Origin of the sequence: Mesorhizobium sp. M2A.F.Ca.ET.039.01.1.1 (genome assembly GCF_003998035.1) — a bacterium.
Classification (GTDB): Bacteria; Pseudomonadota; Alphaproteobacteria; order Rhizobiales; family Rhizobiaceae; genus Mesorhizobium.
Map to the genome: position 1 here is coordinate 1 of NZ_RZRY01000529.1, position 4,495 is coordinate 4,495.

Genomic DNA, 4,495 nt, shown 5'->3' on the forward strand with positions numbered 1-4,495 from the left:
GTGCCCAGCAGCGGGCGGGCGACGGCGGCAAAGACGCCGTAGCGGATCTTCTTGCCGTCGGGCGTTGTGAAGAAGCCGCCCGCGGCATTCCGCGGCGCGGGATTGTCCTCGGTCAGATGGAAAAGATCCGTCATTCGGCGAGTCGCTGGTTGTTCTTTGCCCGAGCGGGCAAGGCGTCGGCATGGTGATAGACGGCCAGGCGGCAAAAGCAAAGGCGCCGCGAGGATTTACGCAACCGCCCTGAAATGGGAAGGCCGGAAGTGCCTGCGGCGCACTTCCGGCCTCTGTCGATCCGGGAGGAAGGGACGTTGCACCCGGTTCGGCCTCGGCGGCGCCGGGATCAAAGCACCGCTTGTCTCTTTGTCTTGCGCAATTCCGGTCGGAAAGCGCCTCGCGCTTCTCTTGGAATTGCTCCAACTTGACCAAAGCCTAGTGCCGAGCGGCTGAACGGATGCCGAAGCTGCGGTTCATCCGCCGTTCATCAACATGGCGGTTTTGCGTCGATCAAAAAGCCTTGAAATGGCTTTCTCCGCTTCCCAAATGAAGTTTGCGGCAGCCGATTGTCGGGGTCGCTGGCCTATCCGGAACGCCTTTCGAGGGTTTCGTACCGGGTCACACGCAAACCATGTTGCTCAACAGGAGAACACCTCATGCGTCACGTTGATTTTTCCCCACTTTATCGTTCGACCGTCGGCTTCGACCGGCTGTTCACCATGCTCGATTCGCTCGGCCAGCCCGAGACCGCGCAGACCTATCCGCCCTATAACATCGAGCGCACCGGCGAGAACGCCTATCGCATCTCGATGGCCGTTGCCGGCTTCTCGGAAGACGAAATCTCGATTGAAGCCCACCGCAACGTGCTGACCGTCAAGGGCGAGCGCAAGGAAGAGGGCAATGGCGAGGGTTCCGAGCTGCTCTACCGAGGCATTGCCTCGCGCGCTTTCGAGCGCCGCTTCCAGCTCGCCGACCATGTCGAGGTCGAGGGCGCCACGCTGAAGAACGGCCTGCTCTTCGTCGACCTCAAGCGCAACATTCCCGAGGAGCTGAAGCCGCGCAAGATCGCGATTACCCAGTCTTCGGACAAGGCCAAGCAGATCGAGGCGAAAGCGACCGCGTAATCCGCGGACTTTTCCAGACGACGTCTCCCTCCCGAGACGAAAGCGGCGCTGCGAGGCGCCGCTTTTTATTGGGTGCGCCCGCCTACGGGCCTTTCTGACCTCTTTTGAAGCTGCGGCGGAGCATGAAGGCCCCTGGTGAACCAGCCTCATCGTCGAGCCGAGCGGCGGCTTGGTCATGGCAGGACGCTCAGCCGAGCAATTGGCCCAGGCGGTCGATCTCCTCGGTCGTGGTCGCGAAGCTGGCGACGAAGCGGTAGATCGCTTCATTGTCGCCGAGATGGCCGTCGAATCCTGAAGGCACGCCCCATTCATGGAATTTGCCGCCAGCCGCCCGCAGCCTTTCAGCCGTGGCGCTGTCGAGGACCGCGAAGACCTCGTTGGCTTGCGGCAGCCAGGCGAGCCTGCCCGTCGGCGCGTCCTCGATCGTCTCGGCCAGACGCGCTGCCATTTGATTGGCGTGCCTGGCCATCCTCAGCCACAGGTCGTCGGTGAAATAGGCTTCGAACTGGGCCGAGATGAAGCGCGCCTTGGAGAAGGTCTGCCCGGCGCGCTGACGGTGCAGGCGCAGGTCCTTACTGACATCCGGATTGAGGATCAGCACCGCGTCGGCCATCCAGCAGCCATTCTTGGTGGCGCCGAAGGAGATGACGTCGACGCCGCTCTTCCAGGTCATTTCGGCCGGGCTGATGCTAGTCGCGGCAATCGCATTGGCGAAGCGCGCGCCGTCCATGTGCAGCGGCAGCTTGTGGCGGCGGCTGACCTCGGCGATCGCCTTGACGTCGTCGACGCTATAGACCGTGCCGACCTCGGTCGCTTGGGTGATGGTGACCGCCATCGGCTGACCGGCGGGAGCCAGATCCTGCGAATAGCGCTTGATAGCCCGGTCGAGCGCTTCCGGATTGATGCGCCCCAGCGGCCCGGGAACCGGCGCCATGCGCGCGCCGCCGGTGTAGAAACCCATCGCGCCGAACTCGTCGACATTCATATGCGCTTCGGAGTGGCAAAGCGCGATGCCGCCGATACGGTTCAACGCGGCCATCGAAAGCGCGTTCGCCGCGGTGCCGGTCGCGGCGAAGAAGACTTGCACCTCCCGCTCGAAAATCTCGTTGAAGCGGCGATAGACGGCCCGGTCCAGATCGCCGTCGCCATAGGCGACAGCGGATCCGTCGGCATGGCGCGACAGATTGGCCGAAATGTCGGGATGGACGCCCGCCCAGTTGTCGGAAGCAAAGAACATCGAGAGATCCGTATCGTGATTACCAAAAGCGGCGGGACTTGACCGCTTAGGCGGGAGAAGCGCAAGGGCCAATCACCGGCAAAGCGGTGAAGCCAGCGCCTAGCCTCGAAAGACCCGGATCGAAGCTTGCGTTGCCGGTACTCGTCACGAAATTTTGTGTCGCGTCACGCCCAAGTTTTTTGTGAATCGGTCTTGTATGGTCCCCTGATTTCTGCCATAAAAATTTAGGACAGTAGTGCTGTCTTATTTTGTCGCACAAAACAGGCTGGACTGGCGTATCATTGCTGCCATTCCGGCCATTGTCGCGAGCGGCGGGTAGACGGCCCGGCTCTGGCCTGTACGATACCGGATGCGAACCGGGCGTATAGCCGTATGGTTCGATGGATTTCGCAAGACGTGCAGCAAGGATCAAGGGGAAGCCTTGTGCTTCCCAAGGCAAGCCAGCGCCCTGAGACAGTCGGGGCCAAGGTGGAGAACGGAGGATAGGACGATGACGGAACTGACGCCATCTGCGATCTACGGCCAGGCCGCGCAGACGAAAGCGGCAGCCGTTAAAAACACCGTCCGGACCCAAGCCCTCCGAACTTCCGGCGGCCCGGCCGCCCAGGGCCTCTACGATCCGCGCAACGAGCATGACGCCTGCGGCGTCGGCTTCATCGCCAATATGAAGGGCGTGAAGTCGCACCGGATCGTCGAGGACGGTCTGGCGATGCTGGAAAACCTCACCCATCGCGGCGCCGTCGGCGCTGACCCGCTGGTCGGCGACGGCGCCGGCGTGCTGGTGCAGATCCCGGACGCTTTCTTCCGCGAGGAAATGGCGGCCAAGGGCGTCGAACTGCCGCCTGCAGGTCAATACGGCGTCGGCCATTGGTTCATGCCGCAGGACGCGGCGCTTCGCGCCCATATCGAAGAGATCATCGCCGAATCGGCGCAGTCGGAGGGGCTGCCGCTCATCGGCTTCCGCGACGTGCCGGTCGACAATTCGTCGCTGTCGAAGGCGCCCGATATCGAGGCCTCGGAGCCTTTCCACCGGCAGGTGTTCATCGGCCGTACGGCCGACATCCCGGATGACGAGGAATACGAGGCGCGGCTCTATTTGCTGCGCAAGGTGATCTCGGGCCGCATCTATGCTGAGAACGACAACAAGGACATCGGCGCCTATTGCGTGTCGCTGTCGGCGCGCACCATCATCTACAAGGGCATGTTCCTGGCCTACCAGGTCGGCGCCTATTATAAGGACCTCAAGGATCCGCGCTTCGAAACGGCGCTGATCCTCGTTCACCAGCGCTTCTCGACCAACACCTTCCCGTCGTGGAAGCTGGCGCATCCCTATCGCATGGTCGCGCATAACGGCGAGATCAACACCGTGCGCGGCAACAACAACTGGATGGCGGCGCGCCAGGCCTCGGTCGATTCCGAGCTGTTCGGCAACAACATCTCGAAGCTGTGGCCCATCTCCTATGAGGGCCAGTCGGACACGGCGTGCTTCGACAACGCGCTGGAGTTCCTGTTCCAGGGCGGCTATTCGCTCACCCACGCCATGATGATGCTGATACCGGAAGCCTGGGCCGGCAACAAGCTCATGGATGCCGACCGCAAGGCTTTCTACGAGTATCATGCGGCGCTGATGGAGCCGTGGGATGGTCCGGCGGCGGTGGTGTTCACCGACGGTCGCCAGATCGGCGCCACGCTCGACCGCAACGGCCTGCGCCCGGCGCGCTACATCGTCACCGACGACGACCGCGTCATCATGGCGTCGGAAGCCGGCGCGCTGCCGGTGCCGGAGGAAAAGATCGTGCAGAAGTGGCGGCTGCAGCCCGGCCGCATGCTGCTGATCGACCTCGCCAAGGGCCGCATCATCTCCGACGAGGAGATCAAGTCGGAGATCGCGACCAGGCATCCCTACAAGACCTGGCTCGTCAACACGCAGTTGATCCTGGAAGACCTCAAGCCGGTCGAGCCGCGCGCGCTGCGCAAGGATGTCAGCCTGCTCGATCGCCAGCAGTCCTTCGGCTACACGCAGGAAGACACCAAGCTTCTGATGGCGCCGATGGCTACCACCGGCCAGGAAGCTGTGGGCTCGATGGGCACCGACACGCCGATCTCGGCCATGTCGGACAGGTCGAAGCTGCTCTACACC

General features: G+C 62.8%; 3 protein-coding genes. 2 read left to right on the plus strand and 1 reads right to left on the minus strand.

What is annotated here, in order from left to right:
* Positions 1-650 precede the first annotated feature (650 nt).
* Positions 651-1,118 carry an Hsp20 family protein gene (locus tag EOA24_RS28485; RefSeq protein WP_126081458.1) on the plus strand — a complete coding sequence of 156 codons (468 nt, stop codon included), beginning with the start codon at positions 651-653 and terminating at the stop codon, positions 1,116-1,118.
* 187 nt (positions 1,119-1,305) lie between these two features.
* Here the strand turns inward: EOA24_RS28485 and EOA24_RS28490 are convergent, their stop codons facing one another.
* A complete protein-coding gene (locus EOA24_RS28490; protein WP_127410319.1) occupies positions 1,306-2,355 on the minus strand; it encodes a low specificity L-threonine aldolase in 1,050 nt (349 codons plus the stop codon).
* Between the two features lie 490 nt (positions 2,356-2,845).
* On the opposite strand from EOA24_RS28490, the gene EOA24_RS28495 reads away from it, so the two are divergent.
* Positions 2,846-4,495: glutamate synthase central domain-containing protein (locus tag EOA24_RS28495; protein ID WP_281059903.1), on the plus strand; the 1,650-nt coding region annotated here is incomplete at its 3' end.